Origin of the sequence: Streptomyces chiangmaiensis (assembly GCF_036281785.1) — a bacterium.
Lineage (GTDB): Bacteria > Actinomycetota > Actinomycetes > Streptomycetales > Streptomycetaceae > Streptomyces > Streptomyces chiangmaiensis.
This window is the reverse complement of record NZ_JAYWVC010000061.1, coordinates 1-20,407: the sequence shown is the minus strand read 5'-3', so window position 1 is coordinate 20,407 and position 20,407 is coordinate 1. Positions and strand designations below refer to the sequence as shown.

Annotated in this window: 20 protein-coding genes and 1 pseudogene; 6 read left to right on the top strand and 15 right to left on the bottom strand. The window is 71.9% G+C overall.

Features of this window, described 5'->3' with window-relative positions:
- Positions 1–10: 10 nt before the first annotated feature.
- Both VXC91_RS19330 and VXC91_RS19325 read right to left on the bottom strand, forming a co-directional pair.
- Positions 11–592, bottom strand: a complete 582-nt coding sequence (locus tag VXC91_RS19330; protein ID WP_329508527.1) for a DNA-3-methyladenine glycosylase I — start codon at positions 590–592, stop codon at positions 11–13.
- Positions 589–936 carry a DivIVA domain-containing protein gene (locus VXC91_RS19325; protein ID WP_329508526.1) on the bottom strand — a complete coding sequence of 116 codons (348 nt, stop codon included), beginning with the start codon at positions 934–936 and terminating at the stop codon, positions 589–591. The genes VXC91_RS19330 and VXC91_RS19325 overlap by 4 nt, the downstream gene beginning before the upstream one ends.
- 151 nt (positions 937–1,087) lie before the next feature.
- On the opposite strand from VXC91_RS19325, the gene folP reads away from it, so the two are divergent.
- Positions 1,088–1,948 carry a dihydropteroate synthase gene (folP, locus tag VXC91_RS19320; RefSeq protein WP_329508548.1) on the top strand — a complete coding sequence of 287 codons (861 nt, stop codon included), beginning with the start codon at positions 1,088–1,090 and terminating at the stop codon, positions 1,946–1,948.
- 127 nt (positions 1,949–2,075) lie between these two features.
- Here folP and VXC91_RS19315 read toward each other — a convergent pair whose 3' ends face one another.
- Together VXC91_RS19315 and dapE are read right to left on the bottom strand one after the other, a co-directional pair.
- Positions 2,076–2,834: an LOG family protein gene (locus tag VXC91_RS19315; protein ID WP_329508525.1), complete on the bottom strand. Its 759-nt coding sequence runs from the start codon at positions 2,832–2,834 to the stop codon at positions 2,076–2,078.
- A 114-nt stretch (positions 2,835–2,948) separates the two neighbouring features.
- Entirely contained in the window at positions 2,949–4,028 is a 1,080-nt protein-coding gene (gene dapE / locus VXC91_RS19310; protein WP_329508524.1) for a succinyl-diaminopimelate desuccinylase, read from the bottom strand.
- 95 nt (positions 4,029–4,123) lie between these two features.
- Here dapE and VXC91_RS19305 point away from each other — a divergent pair, with 95 nt between their 5' ends.
- Positions 4,124–5,080 carry a heavy metal transporter gene (locus VXC91_RS19305; protein WP_329508523.1) on the top strand — a complete coding sequence of 319 codons (957 nt, stop codon included), beginning with the start codon at positions 4,124–4,126 and terminating at the stop codon, positions 5,078–5,080.
- Between the two features lie 322 nt (positions 5,081–5,402).
- Complete coding sequence (locus VXC91_RS19300) at positions 5,403–5,861, top strand: ATP-binding protein (protein WP_329508522.1); 459 nt, start codon at positions 5,403–5,405, stop codon at positions 5,859–5,861.
- Positions 5,862–5,928: 67 nt separating this feature from the next.
- Here VXC91_RS19300 and VXC91_RS19295 read toward each other — a convergent pair whose 3' ends face one another.
- Both VXC91_RS19295 and fdxA read right to left on the bottom strand, forming a co-directional pair.
- A complete protein-coding gene (locus VXC91_RS19295) occupies positions 5,929–7,020 on the bottom strand; it encodes a bifunctional succinyldiaminopimelate transaminase/glutamate-prephenate aminotransferase (protein ID WP_329508521.1) in 1,092 nt (363 codons plus the stop codon).
- Positions 7,021–7,237: 217 nt separating this feature from the next.
- Entirely contained in the window at positions 7,238–7,558 is a 321-nt protein-coding gene (gene fdxA, locus VXC91_RS19290) for a ferredoxin (RefSeq protein ID WP_043443616.1), read from the bottom strand.
- A 140-nt stretch (positions 7,559–7,698) separates the two neighbouring features.
- Between fdxA and VXC91_RS19285 the strand changes: the two genes are divergently transcribed.
- Positions 7,699–8,799, top strand: coding sequence for a GNAT family N-acetyltransferase (locus VXC91_RS19285; RefSeq protein WP_329508520.1), 1,101 nt, complete (start codon positions 7,699–7,701; stop codon positions 8,797–8,799).
- Positions 8,800–8,816: 17 nt separating this feature from the next.
- Positions 8,817–9,668, top strand: coding sequence for a transglutaminase-like domain-containing protein (locus tag VXC91_RS19280; RefSeq protein WP_329508519.1), 852 nt, complete (start codon positions 8,817–8,819; stop codon positions 9,666–9,668).
- Between the two features lie 94 nt (positions 9,669–9,762).
- Here VXC91_RS19280 and VXC91_RS19275 read toward each other — a convergent pair whose 3' ends face one another.
- From VXC91_RS19275 to VXC91_RS19240, 8 genes and pseudogenes are all read right to left on the bottom strand, one after another.
- The gene (locus VXC91_RS19275) at positions 9,763–10,377 is read right to left on the bottom strand and encodes a response regulator transcription factor (RefSeq protein ID WP_329508518.1); all 615 of its coding nucleotides are present in this window, start codon (positions 10,375–10,377) and stop codon (positions 9,763–9,765) included.
- Positions 10,374–11,554, bottom strand: a pseudogene (locus VXC91_RS19270) (sensor histidine kinase). The gene VXC91_RS19275 and the pseudogene VXC91_RS19270 overlap by 4 nt, the downstream one beginning before the upstream one ends.
- A gap of 5 nt (positions 11,555–11,559) precedes the next feature.
- Complete coding sequence (locus VXC91_RS19265) at positions 11,560–12,303, bottom strand: ABC transporter permease (RefSeq protein WP_329508517.1); 744 nt, start codon at positions 12,301–12,303, stop codon at positions 11,560–11,562.
- Positions 12,300–13,223 carry an ABC transporter ATP-binding protein gene (locus tag VXC91_RS19260; protein ID WP_329508516.1) on the bottom strand — a complete coding sequence of 308 codons (924 nt, stop codon included), beginning with the start codon at positions 13,221–13,223 and terminating at the stop codon, positions 12,300–12,302. Before VXC91_RS19260 ends, VXC91_RS19265 begins: the two co-directional genes overlap by 4 nt.
- Before the next feature lie 126 nt (positions 13,224–13,349).
- Complete coding sequence (locus VXC91_RS19255) at positions 13,350–15,479, bottom strand: hypothetical protein (protein ID WP_329508515.1); 2,130 nt, start codon at positions 15,477–15,479, stop codon at positions 13,350–13,352.
- Between the two features lie 225 nt (positions 15,480–15,704).
- On the bottom strand, positions 15,705–16,124 hold the full coding sequence (locus tag VXC91_RS19250) for a DUF6113 family protein (RefSeq protein ID WP_408057416.1): 420 nt from the start codon (positions 16,122–16,124) through the stop codon (positions 15,705–15,707).
- Positions 16,121–17,041 (bottom strand): N-acetyl-1-D-myo-inositol-2-amino-2-deoxy-alpha-D-glucopyranoside deacetylase, encoded by a 921-nt coding sequence (gene mshB, locus VXC91_RS19245; RefSeq protein ID WP_329508514.1) that lies wholly within the window; start codon positions 17,039–17,041, stop codon positions 16,121–16,123. Before mshB ends, VXC91_RS19250 begins: the two co-directional genes overlap by 4 nt.
- 55 nt (positions 17,042–17,096) lie before the next feature.
- Positions 17,097–17,291 (bottom strand): hypothetical protein, encoded by a 195-nt coding sequence (locus VXC91_RS19240; protein ID WP_003992731.1) that lies wholly within the window; start codon positions 17,289–17,291, stop codon positions 17,097–17,099.
- 205 nt (positions 17,292–17,496) lie between these two features.
- On the opposite strand from VXC91_RS19240, the gene VXC91_RS19235 reads away from it, so the two are divergent.
- The gene (locus VXC91_RS19235; RefSeq protein WP_329508513.1) at positions 17,497–19,638 is read left to right on the top strand and encodes a S9 family peptidase; all 2,142 of its coding nucleotides are present in this window, start codon (positions 17,497–17,499) and stop codon (positions 19,636–19,638) included.
- 204 nt (positions 19,639–19,842) lie between these two features.
- Here VXC91_RS19235 and VXC91_RS19230 read toward each other — a convergent pair.
- On the bottom strand, positions 19,843–20,407 hold a 565-nt coding region (locus VXC91_RS19230), incomplete at its 5' end, for an ABC transporter ATP-binding protein (protein ID WP_329508512.1).

Here is a 20,407-nt window from a genome sequence, read left to right as displayed (position 1 = left end):
CCGCCCGGGGTCAGCTGCTCCGGGCGGCGCAGTCGGCCAGGTGGTCGTCCACCAGCCCGCAGGCCTGCATCAGCGCGTACGCCGTCGTGGGGCCGACGAAGCGCATGCCGCGCTTCTTGAGGGCCTTGGACAGGGCCGTCGACTCGGTGGTGACCGCCGGTACGTCGGCGAGCGACTTCGGGGCGGGGCGCGAGTTTTGGTCGGGGGCGAACGACCAGACCAGCTCGTCGAGCTCGCCGGGCGCCCAGTCGGCCAGCACACGCGCGTTGGCGAGCGTCGCCTCGATCTTGGCGCGGTTGCGGATGATGCCCGGGTCGGCGAGCAGACGCTCCTGGTCGGCCTCCGTGAAAGCGGCCACCTTGGCGATCCGGAAATCGGCGAAGGCGGCCCGGAACCCTTCGCGGCGGCGCAGGATCGTGATCCACGACAGTCCGGACTGGAACGCCTCCAGGCACAGCCGCTCGTACAGCGCGTCGTCGCCGTGGACCGGGCGTCCCCACTCTTCGTCGTGGTACGCCACGTAGTCCTCTGTGGACAGGGCCCAGGGGCAGCGCAGCAGGCCGTCGGGGCCCGGCACGGCCGCGCCGGTCATCGCTGCTCCCCCTCGGTCGGCTTGTCCATGGGGACGCCGTGTGCACGGGGACCTGCGAGCGCGGCCTCCAGGTCGGCGATGCGGGAGTCCCGCTCGGCGATCTCGGCCCCGAGACGGCCGAGCGCCTCGTCCACATCCGCCATGCGGTAGCCGCGGACGGCCAGCGGGAAGCGCAGGGCGTCCACGTCCGCGCGGCCGACCGGACGGTCGGGCGGCAGCGGGTCGTCGTAGCGCTCCGGCGCCGCCTCCGGCAGGGGTGCGCTCTCGCCGCCGCCCACCACGGCCAGTGTCACCGCGGCGACCACGACGGCGAGCGCGACGACCAGGAACAAGAACATGTACATCAGTGAGGTCCCCACGCTCGGTGCCGGCGCGTTGCACGCCGGCGCGGAAGTGCCGATGTCGAATCCGTCTGGGTCAGATCGTGCCATGCGACGCCGACAATTAAGGTCGCAGGCGGCGAAGGAACGGGACGCACTGGAGAGGTCACAGGAAATGCTCAGGCTGGGCACGCGGGAATTCGGCACACACGAGCCGGTGATCATGGCGATCGTGAACCGGACCCCGGACTCCTTCTACGACCAGGGGGCCACGTTCCAGGACGAGCCCGCCCTCGCGCGCGTGGAGCAGGCGGTGGCGGAGGGCGCCGCGATCATCGACATCGGCGGTGTCAAGGCGGGACCTGGGGAAGAGGTCACGGCGGAGGAGGAGGCACGGCGGACGGTCGGCTTCGTCGCGGAGGTACGGCGCCGCTTCCCCGATGTCGTGATCAGCGTGGACACCTGGCGGCACGAGGTCGGCGAGGCGGTGTGCCGAGCGGGGGCTGATCTGCTCAATGACGCGTGGGGCGGGGTCGACCCGCGGCTCGCGGAGGTCGCGGCGCGGTACCGGGTGGGGCTGGTGTGCACGCACGCGGGGGGTGCGCAGCCGCGGACACGTCCGCACCGGGTGACGTACGACGACGTCATGGCCGACATCCTTCAGGTGACCCTGGGTCTGGCCGAACGGGCGGTGGCCCTGGGCGTGCCCCGCGAGTCGGTGCTGATCGATCCGGGACACGACTTCGGGAAGAACACCCGGCACAGTCTGGAGGCGACGCGGCGGCTGGACGAGATGGTCGCCACCGGGTGGCCGGTGCTGGTGTCGCTGTCCAACAAGGACTTCGTGGGCGAGACGCTGGACAAGCCGGTGAAGGAACGGGTGCTGGGAACCCTGGCGACCACGGCGGTCTCGGCATGGCTGGGGGCGCAGGTCTACCGGGTGCACGAGGTGGCCGAGACACGCCAGGTCCTGGACATGGTGGCGTCCATCGCCGGCCACCGTCCGCCCGCGGTGGCCCGCCGCGGGCTGGCGTAGCCCGCGGGTCCAGGGCGTTGGACCAGGGCGTTCGGGCAGAGGCCGGAGGCGGGGAGAGCCTCCGGCCCCCGGTCCCGGGTGCGCACAACGGCGCGGCGCACCCCGGGGCGTCGATCCGGTGGCAGCACTAGCGCGCCGCCTCCTTGGAGACGAGCGCCACCGCCTCGTCCACGTCGTCCGTCAGGTGGAACAGGAGCAGGTCCTTCTCCGACGCCTTCCCCTGGCCCACCAGGGTGTGCTTGATCCAGTCCACCAGACCGCCCCAGTACGACGTGCCGTACAGGACGATGGGGAAGCGGGTCACCTTCTGGGTCTGGACGAGCGTGAGGGCCTCGAAGAGTTCGTCCAGCGTGCCGAGGCCGCCCGGCAGGACGACGAACCCCTGCGCGTACTTTACGAACATCATCTTGCGAACGAAGAAGTAGCGGAAGTTCAGCCCGATGTCGACATACGGGTTCAGCCCCTGTTCGAAGGGGAGCTCGATGCCGAGACCGACGGAGATCCCCTTCGCGTCGCAGGCACCCTTGTTCGCCGCCTCCATCGCCCCGGGGCCGCCCCCCGTGATCACCGCCCAGCCCGCCTGAACGAGGCCGCGCCCGAGCCGCACCCCCGCCGCATACTCGGGCGAGTCCACCGGCGTCCGCGCCGAACCGAACACACTGATGGCGGGCGGGAGTTCGGCCAGTGTGCCGAAACCCTCGATGAATTCCGACTGAATACGAAGGACGCGCCACGGATCCGTGTGGACCCAGTCCGAGGGGCCGCCCGCGTCCAGCAGCCGCTGGTCGGTGGTGCTCCTCGTCACCTGGCCCCGCCTGCGCAGCACCGGACCGAGCCGCTGCTCGTCCGGTGGCACCTTCTTGCCCTCGGGGTTGCCGGTAGGCATGTGCGCTCCCTCCGCTCGGGCGTCGTTCCACCCCAGCGTAGATCCACGCGGGTTACGGACGGGGGACACGTACATGACCGCCTTGGAGCGGCGTTCCCCCCATCCGGCGGCAGATCAGGAGGTCAGCCAGGCCCTCAGGCGCTCCTCCCCGGCGAGGATCTTCGCCGTCTCGACGCGCTCGTCCCGCTTGTGTGCCAAATGCGGGTTCCCGGGGCCGTAGTTGACCGCCGGGACGCCGAGCGCGCTGAAGCGGGACACATCCGTCCACCCGTACTTGGGCTGCGGAATGCCGCCGACCGCTTCGATGAACGCCGCCGCGGCCGGGTGCGAGAGGCCGGGCAGGGCGCCGCCGCTGTGGTCGACGACCGTGAACTCCTCCACCCCGCAGTCCGCGAACACGTCATGGACGTGCGCGATCGCCTCCTCCTCGGTGCGGTCCGGGGCGTAACGGAAGTTGACCGTGACCACGCACTCGTCGGGGATCACGTTCCCGGCCACCCCGCCCGAGATGCGGACCGCGTTCAGACCCTCCCGGTACTCCAGGCCGTCGATCACGGGGTACCGCGGTTCGTAGGCGGCCAGGCGGGCCAGGACGGGGGCCGCCGCGTGGATCGCGTTCGAGCCCATCCAGCTGCGCGCCGAGTGGGCCCGCTCGCCCCTGGTCCCCAGCTCGACCCGCAGCGTGCCCTGGCAGCCGCCCTCGACCTGGCCGTCGGACGGCTCGAGCAACACGGCGAAGTCGCCCTCCAGCCAGTCGGGATGGGCGTCCACCACATGCCCCAGACCGTTCAGGTGCGCCTCGACCTCTTCGTTGTCGTAGAAGACGAACGTGAGGTCGCGGTTGGGCTCGGGGACCGTCGCCGCGATACGGAGCTGGACCGCGACGCCCGACTTCATGTCGCAGGTGCCGCAGCCCCACAGCGCACCGTCCTCGTCGAGACGGGAGGGCACGTTGCCGGCGATGGGGACCGTGTCGATGTGACCCGCCAGGATGACGCGCTCCTGCCGTCCCAGACGGGTCCGGGCGACGACGTTGTTGCCGTACCGATCGACCGCCAGATGGGGCAGGTCACGCAGGGCGGCCTCGATCGCGTCCGCGAGGGACTTCTCCTTGCCGCTCTCGGAAGGGAAGTCGACGAGTTGCGCGGTCAGCCGCGCCGCGTCCAGCGTGAGGTCAAGAGGGGTATCGGCCATGACATCGACCCTAGCGCGCCCGACCACACGTGCCCGCACCACGAGTTGTCCACAACCCCGGCGAACCCATGGGTCACCTCCAGTACCTTGTACGAATGCCGGAGCCGTCCCCCATGCCCAGACGCCGCGGCCGCCTCCTCCGTTTCGGGGCGGCCGTCGTGGCCCTGCTCGCGGTCGCGGGCTATCTCGCTGTCCAGTACCTCACCGGCTCGGCCGCGCCGAAATGCCAGGTCGTGTCGGCCCAGGACGACGAGGCGGCGTACGAGTTCACCCCCGAGCAGGCGGCCAACGCGGCGACGATCTCCGCCGTAGGCACCACGCGCGGCATGTCGGAGCGCGCCGTGACCATCGCGCTCGCAACCGCGCTCCAGGAGTCGGGACTGCGCAACATCGAGCACGGCGACCGGGACTCGCTCGGCCTGTTCCAGCAGCGCCCGTCGCAGGGCTGGGGCACCAGCAAGCAGATCATGGACCCCACGTACGCGGCGGGCGTGTTCTACGAACACCTGGCCAAGGTCCCCGGCTACGCGCAACTGCCACTGACCGTCGCCGCGCAGCGCGTGCAGCGCAGCGGCTTTCCGGAGGCGTACGCGAAGCACGAGCCCGACGCCGAGCTGCTCGCCGCCGCGCTGACCGGCCATGCGGCCGCCACGCTGACCTGCCAGGGACGCCCCGCGCCCACGGCGGCCGGCGGTCCCGACGCGGTACGGGCCGCGCTCGTGCGGGACTTCGGGCGTGACGTGCTGCAGACGGCCGGCGCGGAGGTGGGCAAGGGACGGTCGACGTCCTCCCCCATGGCCGCACTCACCCCGGCCGCCGACGCCGTGACGGTTCCGGTGCCGCAGAAGTCCAGCGCCTCGGGCACCGTCCGTGAGCGCGGCTGGGAGCTGGCACACTGGGCGGTGGCCAACTCCTCGGCACTGCACATCGCGCGCGTCTCCTACGCGGGCCGTGAGTGGTCGCTCGGAGGCTTCGCGGACGAGTGGCGTACGACCGGTGCCTCCGACGCGAAGGCGTCGGCCACCGAAGTCCGTATCGTCACCGGCGAATAGCCGGGCAGCAGTACGGTCCCTCACCCTTCCGGGTACTGCGCGGCGCGCCTTGTCGACGGGGCGCGCCGTTTTTGTGCGGCCGCCGCCGTATCCACTGGACCCCTTGGGAACAAAGGGCTGCAAGGATTCGGCGGCCTTTCCCGACGAACGCCGTTTGCCCGATTTCATCCCCACCCGATAATGCGACGCATTACCAACTCTTTACATTGAGGCACCGCAACCTTCGCGGGCTTCGAGCGGTAGTCACTGCGTCCGAGCCCGGGACGATCAACTTCTGGGTGGTGACGGACACTTCACCGTTCTCTCCCGTCAAAGGAGCATCATGTCCCTCCCCCTGACCCGCCGGATCGCCCGTGCCGCGCTGCTCATCGCAGCGGGAGCGGCGCCCGTGGTCGGTGCGGCCGGCTCCGCCGGCGCGGCAACGACCGATCTGCCGGCCAACCCGGAGCTCGCCGGGTTGACCGCCCTGGACAACGCACAGCTGGGCACCGGCGTCGACGGCGCGGCCCAGCAGGTCGACGGTGCGGCCCAGAAGGTCACCGGGCTCGCGGGCGACGCCGGCAACCAGGCGGTCAAGGCCGGTGGCCAGGCGGTCAAGAAGGTGCTGCCGACGGCGAACGGCACCGGTGGGAATGTCGTCAGGACGGCCGCACCGGTCGCACAGAAGGTGGCCGCGGACGCGGCGGGGCAGGCGGGCGGTCTGCTCGGCGGGACCGCGCAGACCGGACTGCCCGGACTGCCCGGACAGCTGCCGGTGCAGGGCCTGCCGCTGGGCGGCTGAGCGGAGCGCAGCCCTACGCCGGAGGGGTCCTGGGGCTCGCCGCCCTGGACCCCTCCGTCCTGTGGGCCTACAGCCGCTCCACTGCCGCCGCGACGCGTTCGTCCGTGGCCGTCAGGGCCACCCGTACGAACTTCTCGCCCGCGGCGCCGTAGAAGTCACCGGGCGCGACCAGGATGCCCAGGTCGGCGAGGTGCGAGACCGTCTGCCAGCACGACTCGTCCCGGGTCGCCCACAGATACAGGCTCGCCTCGCTGTGCTCGATCCGGAAGCCGTGCTTCAGCAGTGCCTTGCGCACCATCGTCCGGCGGGCGGCGTAGCGCTCGCGCTGCTCACGCACGTGCGCGTCGTCGCCCAGCGCGGCGACCACGGCCGCCTGCGTCGGTGCCGACGTCATCATGCCGCCGTGCTTGCGGATCTCCAGCAGAGGCCCGAGGACCGCCGGATCGCCCGCGAGGAACGCCGCCCGGTAGCCCGCCAGGTTCGACCGCTTGGACAAGGAGTGGACCGCGACGACGCCGTCGTACGAGCCGCCGCACACGTCCGGGTGCAGGACGGAGACCGGGTCGGCCTCCCAGCCCAGTTCCAGGTAGCACTCGTCGGAGACGACCAGGGCGCCGTGCTCCCGCGCCCAGGCCACGATCCGGGCCAGTTCCTCCTTGGCCAGGACCCTGCCCGTCGGGTTCGACGGGGAGTTGAGCCACAGCAGCTTCAGTTTCCTGGGGTCCAGCTCGGTCGGGTCGTCGTAGACCACGTGGTCCGCACGGGCCAGGCGCGCTCCGACCTCGTACGTCGGGTAGGCAAGGCGCGGGTAGGCGACCGTGTCGCCGGGGCCGAGGCCCAGCTGGGTCGGGAGCCAGGCGACGAGCTCCTTGGAGCCGACGACGGGCAGCACGTGACGGTGGGTGACGTCCCGGGCGCCCAGGCGGCGCTCCACCCAGCCCGTGATCGCGTCGCGCAGCTCGGGTGTGCCCCAGACGGTCGGGTAGCCCGGGGAGTCCGCCGCCGCCACGAGCGCCTTCTGGATCAGCTCGGGGACCGGATCGACCGGGGTGCCGACGGACAGGTCGACGATCCCGCCCGGGTGCGCGGCGGCCGTCTTCTTGTAGGGCTCCAGCTTGTCCCAGGGGAAGGTCGGAAGCCGGTCGGATACTGCTGACACGGGGATCGGGCTCACTTTCTGCTACGACGGGCGCCCTTTTCGAGCGTACGAGCGCCGAACGCCTCGGTCCCGTGCGGCGCGGGCAGGCACCGTACGGAACCGAGGCGGCGTCGGCTCATCTGGCTTGTGGGGCGCGCCGGCCGGTGTCGAGAGCCTGACCGTGCTCAGCCCATCGGGCCTGTGTGCACGCGACGCTCGGCACCGGCGCGCCCGTCGCTTACTGGTTCATCGGGGGCAGCGCCGCGATGAAGGGGTGGTCGCGCTCGATCAGCCCCAGCTTGCTGGCGCCACCGGGCGAGCCGAGCTCGTCGAAGAACTCGACGTTCGCCTTGTAGTAGTCCTTCCACTCCTCGGGAGTGTCATCCTCGTAGAAGATGGCCTCGACCGGGCAGACCGGCTCGCAGGCTCCACAGTCGACGCATTCGTCCGGGTGGATGTACAAGGACCGCTGGCCCTCGTAGATGCAGTCGACCGGGCACTCCTCGATGCACGCCTTGTCCTTGACGTCGACACAAGGCTCTGCGATGACGTAGGTCACGCTGTCGTTCCTCCTCGGTAGGGCGCTGGCGAGCCTCCTCAGGCTCCGCCGCCTGGCGCGCGGGAGCGCGGCGTCGTCGATGCCCGCACCTAGTATCTCCGTTCCTGGGCATGATCCGAACAGGAGGGGTGAACTGACCTGTGGAAATCTCTGCGGGCGGACGACTCGAGGTCCGTATCACCACTGCTGACGTGGGAAAACGCGTCTCCGTACGGCGGTGGAGCGAACATGCCGCCGAGGGTGAGAGGTTCACCGATACGGTCGGTGTTCTCACATCATGGGACGACGGTGTGCTCATGATCACGCGACGGGACGGACAGAGCGTCCGGATCGCCGAATCCTCCCTGGTCGCGGGCAAGGTCGTGCCCGCCCGGCGCCCGCCCGCCGGCCCGCGCGGAGACGCTTCGCGCGACGCGGCGACAGCCCCGGCGCGCCGACGTGGGCCCGTGGCCTTCTACGAGGAGCTGGCGCGGGTCTCCGCCCGGGCCTGGCAGCCGGTGGAGCGGGAGCGGATCGGCGGGTGGGAGCTGCGCGCCGCCTCCGGATTCACGCGCCGGGCCAATTCGGTGCTGCCGCTCGGCGACCCCGGGATGCCGCTGGACGAGGCACTGGCGGCCGTGCGGCGCTGGTACGCGGCGCGCGGACTGCCCGCCCGCCTGCAGCTCGCCACCGGGGCGGAGGGCACCCAGGAGCAGCTGTGCGCGGAGCTGGAGGCCCGCGGGTGGACACGCGAGGTGACCGCGGAGCTGTGGACGGGCTCACTGGCACCCGTGGCGGACCGCGCGGCGCCCGGGGTCGTGCTGTCGCGCACCGCCGACGCGCTGTGGCTCGCCCGGTATCAGCGCAAGGGGCTGAACGAGGTGGCTCTGACGGTGCTGGGCAGCGGGCCATCGGTGTGGTTCGCGGCGGTACCAGGGGCGGAGGGCGCCCCGCCGGCGGCGATCGGTCGGTGCGTGGTGGACGGACGGTGGGCCGGTTTCGCGGCGGTGGAGGTCGACCCGGAGCAGCGCCGACGGGGCCTGGCCACGGCCGTGGTGGCCGCGCTGGCCCGGCAGGCCCTCCAGGAGGGTGCCTCGGCGGCCTGGCTCCAGGTGGAGACCGGCAACGTGGGCGGGCGGGCGCTGTACGCGGGACTCGGCTTCGAGGCGCATCATACGTATCACCACTACCGGGAGCCGGAGTGCTCCCGCGGACCGGACAGCGACGGCCGCGTGGTCGCGGGTCCCTGCCCGGTGATGTGAGAGGTTTCGGGACCGCCATGCACGCCCCCTATCCCCCGGAGCCGGAACGGGCCGCCGAGGTGCGGCGCCGCTTCGCGGACGAGGCCCGCTCCGCGCGCCCCGATCTCGCGGCCCTCTGTCTGCTCGTGGGCGCGGCGGCGGACGGAACGCTGGACGAGCCCGGGATGGACGCCGCACAGATCGAGCTGGACCGGCTGGCCGGGCAGCTGCCGTTCGCACCCGGCGAGCCCCGGTCCTGGGCCGTCGCGCTGGCCGATCTGCTCGGCGGGCGGCACGGGTTCCACGGCACGCCCGCCGACTACGAGCGTCTGCAGTCGTCGCTGCTGCACGAGGTGCTGCGGCGGCGCCGCGGGCTGCCGATCCTGCTGTCGGTGGTGTGGATCGAGGTGGCGCGGCGGGCGGGTGCACCGGTGTACGGGGTGGCGCTGCCCGGGCACTTCGTCGTCGGGTTCGGGCCGACGGACGCCCAGGTGCTGACCGACCCCTTCGACGGGGGGCGCGTGCTCTCCGGCGGTGACGCCCAGATGCTGGTCGCCGGGGCCACGGGAGCGCCGCTCGACCCGTCGATGCTCACACCCGCGGATCCGGTGCAGGTCGTGCTGCGGATCCTCAACAACGTGCGCGCGTGGGCCGCCGCCCGGCCCGAGCGGTCGGATGTCGCCCTGTGGGCGGTCGAGTTGTCGTTGCTGCTGCCGTCGCATCCGGCGCGGCTGCGGTACGAGCGCGCTCAGCTTCTCGTGCAGCGCGGGGATTTCCTGCGGGGGGCCGCGGAGCTCGACGCGTACGCCGAGGTGCTGTCCGCCGTCGACGAAGCGGCCGCCGATCAGATGCGCGGGCAGGCACGGGCGGCCCGGGCGATGCTCAACTGAGGGCGCGCCCCGGCAGCGTGGTGCTGCCCCCGTGACGCGTGTGCGCAGGCGGAAGGCCGGGCGTGCTCACGCGGCGCAATCCCTCGCGGGAGTGCTACAGCCACCCCTTCTCGCGGGCGATCCGGACCGCCTCCGCCCTGTTGCGCACCGCGAGTTTCTGGATCGCCGTGGAGAGATAGTTGCGGACCGTGCCCTGGGACAGGTGCAGGGCCGCGGCCAGTTCCGCGTTGGTGGCGCCGCCCGCCGCCGCGCGCAGCACCCCGCGCTCGCGGTCGGTCAGCGGATTGGCGCCGTCGGCCAGGGCGGCCGCCGCCAGCGTGGGGTCGATGACGCGCTCCCCGGCGAGCACCTTGCGCACCGCCTCGGCCAGTTGGGCCGCGGGCGCGTCCTTGACCAGGAAGGCGTCGGCGCCCGCCTCCATCGCGGAGCGCAGATAGCCGGGCCGCCCGAACGTGGTGAGGACGACCACCTTGAGCGCTGGGTACTCCCGGTGGAGTTCGGCCGCCGCCTCGATCCCGGTGGCACCCGGCATCTCGATGTCGAGCAGTGCCACATCGACCTCGTGGGCGCGCGCCGCCGCCAGCACCTCGTCACCGCGGGCCACCTGGGCGACGACCTCGATGTCCTCCTCCAGACCCAGCAGGGCGGCCAGCGCCTCCCGGACCATCGACTGGTCCTCGGCGAGCAGGACCTTGATCGTGCGGCTCATGCCCCGGATCCTACGTCCGCTTCGGCGCTCGCCGGCACACGGGCGACCAGCCGGAATCCGTGCTTGACGCGGCCCGCCTCCAGCGTCCCGCCGACCTTCTCCAGCCGTTCGGTCAGGCCTGTCAGCCCGTTTCCGTGACCCCCGCCCGAGCCGCCCGAGCCGTTGTCCTCCACGGAGAGCTCCAGCATCGGGCCGTCCAGGGTCTGCCGCCGGAGCACCTCCACCGTGCAACGGGCCGCGCCGCTGTGCCGTACGACGTTGGTGACCGCCTCGCGCAGCGCCCAGGCGAGGACGGAACGGTTCTCCTCCGGGACCCGTGCGAGATCGGGCTCCGCGGGCACCTGCGCGGTCACGCCGGCCGCCGTCAGCGCGACCCGGGCGCCCGCGAGCTCGGCGGCCGGTAGCCGGTGACCGCCTCGCGCACGTCGACCAGGGCCTGGCGGCTGACCTGTTCGATGTCGGCGACCTGCTGGGCCGCCTTGTCCGGCCGGTCCGGGAGCATGCGCCCGGCGAGCTCGCTCTTCAGCGTGATCAGGGAGAGCGAGTGGCCGAGCAGATCGTGCAGATCGCGGGCCAGCCGCAGTCGCTCCTCGTTGGCGGCGAGCTGGGCGACGGTGGCGCGGGCCTTGCGCAACTCGATCGTCGTACGCACCAGTTGGCCGATGCCTGTCATCGCGTACCCGATGAGCAGCACCAGGACGACCAGGTTCCACAGGTCGTCCTCGCCGAGGTGCAGTGCGACGAGGAACATCGCGGCGGCGGTGGCGAAGATCGACCAGCAGGCCGTCCTCAGCGGCAGGGTCGCCCCGCACGCGACGGAGACGTAGACGAAGAGACCGAGCCAGGCCGGGCCGAGCGAGAGGGACAGCAGGGCGGCGAGCACAGCGAGCCCGACGATGAGAACACCGGCGAACGGGCGGGAGCTCGGACGGCCCATGTTCCGGAAGACCAGCCTCAGATAGACCCCGACGAAGGCCGCGAGGCCCAGCCAGCCGGCCACGGTGCCCACGGTGGTGTGGGTCCCGGAGGCGAGGTCGTGGACCGGCGAGCTGAGGAAGACCAGCCAGACGCCGATCCACAGCGACTTGCGCAGCAGTTCGGGACGGTTGCGGGGCGACTGCCCCAGGCGCATCAGACGCTCCGCCCGAGCTTCGTCGGTCCGCCGGTCCTGCGTCATCGTGCTCACGCCTTCAGCGTGTCCTTCCGGTACAGCCAGGCCGCCCCTCCCGCGAACAGGGCGAAGAACGCGACGAGGACGGCGATGTCCTGGGCGTGCGGGGCCTGACTCTGTTCGATGGCCTGTCCGAGGGCAGCGTACGCGTGGGTGGGCAGCCATTTCGCGATGTCCTGCAGCCAGCCCGGGAAGGCCGCCGACGGCCACCACAGGCCGCCGAGGATCGACAGGCCGAAGTAGGTGATCATGGTGATCGGGCGGACGGCGTCACCGCTGGCGAGGTAGCCGATGGCGACGCCGAGCGCGGCGAAGACCAGGCTGCCGGCCCAGATGGCACCGGTGAGGGCGAGCCACTGCCAGGCGTCCAGGCGGACGTCCGTCAGGGCCGCCGCGACCACGAAGACGACCACGATGGACGGCAGACTGACCACGGCCGCACTGGCGGTCTTCGCGAAGACGTAGCCGCGCCCGGGCAGGGTGGTCAGCCGCAGCTGCCGCACCCAGCCGTTCTCGCGCTCCTTGGCGATGCGCTCGCTGTTGCCCATCAGCACGGCGGTCAGGGCACCGAAGGACGCCATGGAGACCATCATGTACGTCGGGAGGGTCAGGGCGCTCCCGGTGACCTTGGTGGTCGCGTCGCCGGAGGTGCTCGAGATGAGCAGGAACAGGACCGAGGGGTAGATCACCGAGAAGAACAGGAACTTGCGGTTGCGCAGTGCGCGAGCGAGCTCCAGCTTGATGAGGCTGTTCATGACTGCCTGGCCTCCTCGGCCTCTGTGATGGCGACGAAGGCCTGCTCGAGCCCGAGCCCGGTGACTTCGAGGTTGCGGGGGTAGACACCGAGGCCGTACAGCGCGTGGACGGTGGCGTCGGCGTCGGTGGACTGGATGCGGACCGTCTGCCCGGAGACGTCTATCGAGGTCAGGAAGGGCAGCGCGCGCAGCGGGGCCTCGTCGATCGTGCCCTCAAGATCGAAGGAGACCCGGCGGGCACCCGCCTTCGCCTTGATCTCGGCGGCGGTGCCGTCCGCGAGGAGCCGCCCGCGGTGGAGGACGAGGACCCGGTCCGCGATCGCATCGGCCTCTTCGAGGTAGTGCGTGGCGAACAGCACCGTGCGCCCCTGGTCCGCCTGCTCGCGCATGGTGGCCCAGAATGCCTGGCGGGCTGCGACGTCCATGCCGGTGGTCGGCTCGTCGAGGACGATCAGATCGCTGTCGCCGGCGGTGGCGAGGGCGAAGCGCACGCGCTGGGCCTGCCCGCCGGAGAGCTTGTTCACCTTGCGGTCGGCGATCTGCGGGATGCCCGCGCGGGCCAGCACGTCGGTGGCCTTGTACGGCTTCGGGTGCAGATCGCAGGCGAGCCTGACCAGTTCGGCGACCGTCACCTCGTCCATCAGGCCGCCGCTCTGCAGCATGGCGCCCACGCGTCCCGCCGCGATGCCTTCGCGCGGGCTGCTCCCGAACACCTCGACCACGCCGCTGTCCGCGTGCTTGAGGCCGAGGAGCAGGTCGAGAGCGGTCGACTTGCCCGCGCCGTTGGGCCCGAGCAGGGCCACCGTCTCGCCCGGGTGCAGCTCGAGTGAGAGCCCGTCGACGGCCCGGACGTCCCCGTAGGCCTTGGTCACCCGGTCGAACCCGACCACCGGTCCGGTGGTCGTACGTGTCGTCGTCATGGCCCCATCGTGGCGGCGCGGGGACGCCGCGGGGCAGTGCCGGGTGTCGTCACTCCCGCATGACAGATGTCATGCCGGACACGATGAAGGGGGGCGTCCGGCGGACGACCCCCCTCGGCGATCGGACTAGTTCGGGTTCGTCTCGATGACCCCGACCCGGTCGGTCTTGCTGATCAGCACCTGACGCAGGGCGAGATAAACGTCCTGGGGTGTCACGGGCGTCTTGCTGCCGTTGGCCCGTGTGATGAGCACACCGTCGAACGTCTGACCGTAGAGCCCCTTCAGGGCGGCCAGGTCGGGCTTCTCGACCAGCTTGCCGTTGACGGCCGTCACCCTGAGGAACTTCCACAGCGATTTCTGGGGACTCATCCGGATCGAGTGCGCCGCATCCGTGCGCACCGTCACGATGCCGGACATCGCGGGCTCCGCGAACGCCTTCATCATCCGGTCGACCTCGGCGTTCGAGACCGTCGGCTTGCGGATGGTCGTGGACACCTTCACGGGCGCGGCGGTGTCGGTCTCCACCTGGGTGCGGTACGCCTGCTCGACGGCCGCGGTCGAGGCGCCGACGTCGATGCCCTTGCCCTCCTTGCCGTACACGGCGACGGCCTTGCCGGACTCGAACTTGATCGTGCCCTCGGTCATCGAACCGGCGCCGCCCGCAATGCCGCTCAGAGCCGCCTGCAGCTTCTCCTCGTCGACCGGCATCACCGGATCGATCACGCGCTCCTGCCCGAAGAGGGAGCCGATCACCGACACCGGGTTGTAGTCGCTCTGCGCGGCGGCGGCGACGGTTGCCGTGCTGTCGAGCTGGAGGCCCGCCTGGTCCGGCTTGAGGGAGACCGTCCTGCCGTCGACCGACAACTGCAGCGGCTTGGCCGTACGGCTGCCCAGCGCGGCGTCGAGCTTCTGGCTCGCCTCGTCACGGGTGCCGCCGCCGATGTCGACGCCGAGCACGGTGGTGCCCTTCGGCACGTCGGAGTGGTTCATCAGCAGCCCGGCGCCGTAGGCCACGCCGGCGACGACCACCAGTGCCGCGACCAGGAGCACCGCCTTGCTGCGCCCCTTCTTCCCGGCCGGCTTGGCGCCGGCGGAGCTCTGCGCCTTGGGCGGGTCGGGCAGTTTCGGGGGCGTGTGCGGCGCCGGTGTCTCGGGCTGGGTGCCCGCGAAGGGTCCGTTCTGGGCGCCTGGCGTCACGACCGGAATGCCGCTCGTGACGGTGTGCCCGGAGATGTGGTCGCCCGAGCCGCCGAAGCCCTGGCCGCCCGGGTCGGGGGCGGGCCTTTGCGGGGTGAGGATCGCGGTGTCGTCACTGAGGCCGCCCGGGCCTCCCAGGCCCGCGCCGGCACCGTGCGCACCCGGCGCACCGGATCCGAAGGGCCCACCCGGGCCCACCCCGGGCACGCCCGGGTTGCCGGGCGTCATCGTCCCCGGCCCGCCGGGGACGCCCGACGTGGGGCCCTTGGGCGCAATGACCGGTCCGTCGCCCGTGACCGGGCCTCCGGTGGGTCCGGACGGACGTTGCGAGCCGCCCTCGGAGAAGTACGGCAGGCCGTCCCGGCCGGGTTCGGCGCCGCCGTCGGGGCCGATGACCGGCATCGAGGCGGTGGTGGCGGCCACCGCGTCGGAGACGTCGAAGGAGCCGGTGCCGCCGCCGTGCCCCGGCGCGACGGGTCCCGCGCCGGTGGCACCGGGAAGCCCCTTGCCGTTCGTGCCCCCGGGGCGTGCGCCGAGCAGGCTCGCGCCGCTCGTGCTCCCCCCGGGCCGTGCGCCGGGGGCGCCCGGCGCAGGCGGGGCCCCGTTCGGGCTCTGTATACCCCCGCCCCCGGGCGTCCCGGCGCCATTGGTCGACGCGCCGCCCTGGGGGCCCTTGGCCGCCGCGGGCTTGCGGGGCGCGAACCAGTCGCTGGCCTTCTCCCCGGCCGGTGCCGGGGGCTCCGCGGGGGTGTCGTTGCCGGGCGTGCCGGGGGTGCTCGTCGTCCCGGTGTCGGCGCTCGGCTCGTCCGCGGTGTCGGCGCCCGCGACGGGCGTGCGCACGACGACCGGGGGGATGGGCCGCGACCCGGGGATGTTGATCCGGACCCGGGTCGTCAGTGTGGTCTCGGTCTTGCGTTCTTCCGGCTGCGTGGCCGGACGGCCAGGGGCGACACCGTCCTCGGAAGCCATGGGGGTCCCGTACGGCGGCGTCCCGGACGGGTACGCGGCTCCGCCACGCCCGTTGGGTCCGGCGGACGAACTGTCAGTTTCACGACTCAAGGCAGGTTCTCCCGGTTGGCTCCACCGCCTGTTTCGACCTCAACAGGTGGGATCCCCCTGCCCGGGCGAAGCCGAGGGCTCGGGGGAGGCGCAGCGGCGCGCACCACCATACTGGCCGCGCGTCGCCCGCAGACCGCGCCCGCTGGGGAAACCCGCACGGGACCCCCACGCGCGCCCCTCGTTTTCCCGGAGGACATCCCGCGCCCCGGACGACGAAGTGGTACGTCAATTGCCAAGTCGGGCGCCCGGGCGGCCCGGTTGCCGCCCCTTGACCAGGGTGGCGCAGATCACAGCGACGGCCATTCCGCCGAGCAGGAAGAGATACGATCCGACACCCGCACTGAACAGGAAGTCGCCTTCGGGGCGGCTGGCAGTGAGCAGGATGACCGCGACCACCCAGCCCGCGGCCGGCGCGACGGCCCCGGCTCGGGTCCCGGTGGCCTTCGCGCCGCCGACGAAGACTCCGGCCGCGCCCACGAGCGCGAGCAGCAGCCCACCCGGGAACCAGCCGGACTGCACGAGCGCGCCCGCCGCCCCGGCCACCGCGCCGAGCAGGAACAGCCCCACACAGGCGGCGATCCGTCCGGCCGGCGGCGGCCTCAGCGGCTGTGCGAGCGCACTCGGCTGATTGACCTTGGACATCATGCGGTCACTCCCTGGAACAGGTCCGTCTCGCGGGCCTCGGCACTCCCCCGGCTCCCGGCCGACGGGAGCACCGTGCCACGCCCGCCGCGCGCCAACTCGTAGTACTCGGTGGTGAACAGGGGCTGCGCAAGCCCGTTGGAGAGCGCGAACCACGGCTCGGCGACCTCGATCTGGGTGGCGTGCGCCCGCATCGCCGCGGCCTTCGCCGCGGCGAAGGCGGTGCCGTCGATCTCCGTGGTGATCACCGCGTCGTCGACCACACCGGGGACGTCCTCGACGCTCGCCGCCTCGGCGAAGGGTGTCTTGTCGAGCGCCTCCCCGAGCCGGGCGAAGGCGGCCTCCGCGACCGGACGGGGCACGCGGTTCCAGTAGATCCTGGCAATGTCCCAGGAGGCACCGAGGTCCGGCCGGAAGCCGGGGTCGGCGGCCAGCTCGGCGGCGCGCATGGCGACACGGTGGGCCTGGATGTGGTCCGGGTGGCCGTAGCCGCCGTTCGGGTCGTAGGTGACGAGGACCTGGGGCCGCGTCTCCCGGACGACCGCCACCAGGTGGCCGGCCGCCTCGTCCGGATCGGCGGCCCAGAAGGCGCCCGGCCGGTGGTTGTGCGGGGCGCCCGTCATCCCGGAGTCGCGATAGCGGCCGGGACCGCCGAGGAAGCGGTGGTCGGTGACACCGAGCTCCACCATGGCGGCGGCCAGTTCGCCGGCGCGGTGGGGGCCCAGTGCGTCGTCCCGGTCGGACGCGAGTCGCGCGAGCGCCGGCGGGATGACCTCGCCCTCCTCACCGAGCGTGCAGGTCACCAGCGTCACCCGGGCACCGTCGGCCGCGTACCTGGCCATGGTCGCGCCGTTGTTGATCGACTCGTCGTCCGGGTGCGCGTGCACCAGGAGCAGACGCCGCTCGGGCAGATCCGTCATGGCATCCACCCTACGAGGCGGCCGGCGCCGTACGTCCCCCGGTCGAGGTCAGGGGTCAGAACTTGATGCTCCCGATCATCCCCGCGATGTTCGTCGTCAACTCGCTGATCGTCGGGGCGACGGTCGAGGAGGCGAGGTAGAACCCGAGCAGCATGCACACGATCGCATGCCCGGCCTTCAGCCCTGACTTCTTGATCAGAAGGAAGACGATGATCGCCAGCAGCACCACCGCCGAAATCGAGAGTGCCACGGCGGCTCACCTCCAAAGATCCACAAGGGCGCGGGAGTCGGACTGTGGGGGCAGTGAAATCCGTGCGGACAAATCCACGCAGATAAATCCACCTGGATGCCAGCGGGTTCATACCCACTATGCGGTAGTGATCATAACTATCCGTACGTGCGCATCGATCGGCGCACGGCCGCACAAGGGGGCGCATGGCCAATATGGTCGGGGCATGACCACCGAGCCTGCTTCCTTCCCCCGACGGCACGCGCGGACCCAGCGGTTCACGCTCGGCGCCCCGCGTGCATTCACCATCGCGCCCGACGGTTCCCGTGTGGCGTTCCTGCGGTCCGCGTCCGGTACGGACCGTACGCACCGGCTGTGGGTCCTCGACCTCGCAACCGGCACGGAGCGCACGGCAGCCGATCCCGGCGCGCTTCTCAGAGGCGCCGACGAGCAGTTGCCACCCGAGGAGCGCGCCCGTCGGGAACGCAGTCGCGAGGGCGGTGCCGGCATCGTCGACTACGCCGCCGACACCGCCGTGGAGTTGGCGTCTTTCGCCTTGTCAGGGCGGCTTTTCACGGCGGAACTTACGGTCGGCACGGCACGTGAACTGCCCGTGCCCGGACCGGTGATCGACCCACGCCCGTCCCCCGACGGACGGCATGTCGCGTACGTCGCCCGGGGCGCCCTGCGCGTGGTCGGCGCCGAGGGCGAGGGCGACCGGGCGCTGGCCGAGGCGGAGTCGGAGTCTGTCACCTATGGACTGGCCGAGTTCATCGCGGCCGAGGAGATGGGGCGTTCGCGGGGCTTCTGGTGGTCACCCGGGTCCGATCGGCTGCTCGTGGCGCGCGTGGACGACACGCCGGTGCGGCGGTGGTGGATCTCCGATCCGGCCCATCCGGAACGGGAGCCGCAGCAGGTCGCCTATCCGGCGGCGGGCACCGACAACGCGGACGTGCGCCTGTTCGTCGTGGACCTCGACGGGGCGCGCACGGAAGTCGTCTGGAACCGGGCCGGCTACCCGTATCTGGCGCGAGTGCACTGGTCAGCGGCCGGTGCACCGCTGATTCTGGTGCAGGCGCGCGACCAGCGCAGCCAGCTGTTCCTGGCGGTGGACCCGGATACCGGGGCGACCCGGATGGTGCACGCGGATGAAGATCCACATTGGCTGGAACTTTTCCCTGGCGTCCCGTGCTGGAGCCCCTCGGGGCAGCTGGTGCGGATCGCCGACGAGGGCGGCGCACGGGTACTGACAGTGGGCGAACGTCCGCTCACGGGAGCGCAGTTGCATGTGCGGGCCGTGCTCGACGTGGCGGACGACGACGTACTGGTGGCCGCGTCGGCGGGCGAGGCGGCAGCCGATCCGGAGATCGGCGAGGTCCATGTGTACCGGGTCAACGAACTCGGCGTGGAGCGCGTGTCGCAGGAGCCCGGGGTGCACACCGCGGTGCGGGCCGGCGGCGTGACCGTGCTCGTCTCCTCGACGCTCGACCATGCGGGTTCCCAGGCGCAGGTGCTGCACGACGGCAAGAGGGCGGCGACCGTGATGTCACATGCCGAACATCCTGGTTTGTCCCCGCGCGTGACGCTCACACAAGGGGGCGCACGTCGAATCCCATGCGCCGTGCTTATGCCTACGGACTACTCCGGTGACACCTCCCTTCCCGTCCTCTTGGACCCGTATGGGGGCCCGCACGGGCAGCGTGTCGTGGCCGCGCACAACCCGCACCTCACCTCGCAGTGGTTTGCCGACCAGGGCTTCGCGGTGATCGTCGCGGACGGGCGGGGCACTCCGGGCCGCTCCCCCGCCTGGGAGAAGGCGGTGCGGGACGACCTGGCAGCGGTCGTGCTCGAGGACCAGGTCGACGCACTGCACGCCCTCGCCGGCGAATTCCCGCTCGATCTGACGCGGGTCGCGATCCGCGGCTGGTCCTTCGGCGGCTATCTGGCGGCACTCGCGGCCCTGCGCCGCCCCGACGTGTTCCACGCGGCGGTGGTCGGCGCGCCGGTCACCGACCTGCGGCTGTACGACACCCACTACCAGGAGCGCTACCTGGGACACCCGGCGCGGCAGCCCGAGGTCTACCGCCGCAACTCCCTGATCGACGACGCGGGCCTGGTGGACGCCGCGGAGCCGGCCCGCCCGATGATGATCATCCATGGCCTGGCGGACGACAACGTGGTGGTGGCCCACTCCCTGCGCCTGTCCTCCGCCCTCCTGGCCGCGGGCCGAGCGCACGAGGTGCTGCCGCTGTCCGGGGTGACCCACATGACCCCGCAGGAGACGGTCGCCGAGAACCTGCTGCTGCTCCAGCTGGACTTCCTGCGGCGCGCACTGGGACTCGGGCCCACAGAGCACGGCAGCCGTTGACCGCAAGTCGCGACGAGACGCCACCGGGGCCGTGAGCGCGGCGCCGGCTCGGGCGCAGAGGAACGGGCCGGGGTGACATGGCGCACCCCGGCCCGTTGACGGCACCCGCACGGCCGTACGTTGTTCACTCTCCGGCGTTCGTATATCGGAACGGCGTCTGCCGAGTTGCCTGCGTGTTAACGACCTTCGTGCGTATGTGCCCGTCTATGCGGGCTCCACGTGCGGCTCGTCGCCGGACGCCGGCGGCCCCTCGGGCGGCACCACCCGCTTCTCCTCCGCGAAGTGGCACGCCGAGTCGTGTGCGGCAGGCCCCGAGGTCAGGCGGAACCCCTCGGGGACCGCGAGCGGCGGCACCTCCAGCGCGCACCGCTCCCGGGCCTTCCAGCAGCGTGTGCGGAAGCGGCAGCCGGAGGGGATGTCCGTCGGGGACGGCACGTCACCGCTCAGGATGATCCGCTCCCGGTGCTCCCGCGCTTCCGGGTCGGGCACGGGGACGGCCGACAGCAGGGCCTGTGTGTAGGGGTGCGTCGGATGGTCGTAGATCTCCGCGTCCCTGCCGATCTCCACGATCCGCCCGAGGTACATCACCCCGACCCGGTCGGAGATGTGCCGCACGATCGACAGGTCGTGCGCGATGAAGACGTACGACAGCCCGAACTCGGCCTGGAGCGTGGCCAGCAGGTTGATCACCTGGGCCTGCACGGACACGTCGAGCGCGGAGACCGGCTCGTCGGCGACGATGATCTCCGGGCGCAGCGCCAGCGCCCGC